At 55.7% G+C, this 643-nt stretch carries 1 protein-coding gene; it reads right to left on the bottom strand.

Annotated features, from left to right (window positions below):
- A partial coding sequence (locus NZU74_20565; GenBank protein ID MCS6883720.1) for a cytochrome c biogenesis protein occupies nucleotides 1–641 on the bottom strand: 641 nt, incomplete at its 3' end.
- Nucleotides 642–643: the final 2 nt, after the last annotated feature.

Here is a 643-nt window from a genome sequence, read left to right as displayed (position 1 = left end):
AGAATGGCTTCTTGCTGCAAGCCCGGTGTGCTCACCTTCACTTCGGCGACGATCAAATTACCTTGCCGCTCTAGGCCGAGCAATTGCACCTTTTGGTCGCCAATTAACCCGACTTTGCCTACCTCCAGCACCACGCCGTCGCAATTGCTGCCTTGAATAAAGGCGCAGTTGGGATGAAGTGTGCTGTCAGCAATGCGAGGAGCAACAAAGAAGAGGAATGGCATGGTCACAAAGGCAAAGAGCGAATAGACTGCGCTCAGTTGCCGTCGCCGATCAACATCATCAATTGCTGCGCGGAGCGCAAAGAGCGCGGCATAGATCAACAACAGCACGAAGATCGACGTTTGGCGCGGATCCCAGTTCCAGAAGATGCCCCACGCCACTTGTGAAAAGATCATCCCAGTAACGGTGGCGAGGATGGTAAAGAGGAGACCGGCTTCGGCAGCCGCCACTGCAATATGGTCATCGCGCTCGCGACGCCGCCAGAGATAAAGCCCGCTGAAGATGGCCGAGACCGTAAACGCGATCACGCTGACCCACGCTGTCGGCACATGCACGATCACAATGCGTCCGGCATCACCAAGCCCTTCATATTGCGGCACAACCAGAAAGGTGGCGACAATAACGCCAGCCATCCAGATAC

The sequence above is a fragment of the Chloroflexaceae bacterium genome (assembly GCA_025057155.1).
In the GTDB taxonomy this organism is placed as follows: Bacteria; Chloroflexota; Chloroflexia; order Chloroflexales; family Chloroflexaceae; genus JACAEO01.
The sequence above is the reverse complement of the archived record's forward strand: the minus strand, read 5'-3'. Positions and strand labels throughout refer to the sequence as shown.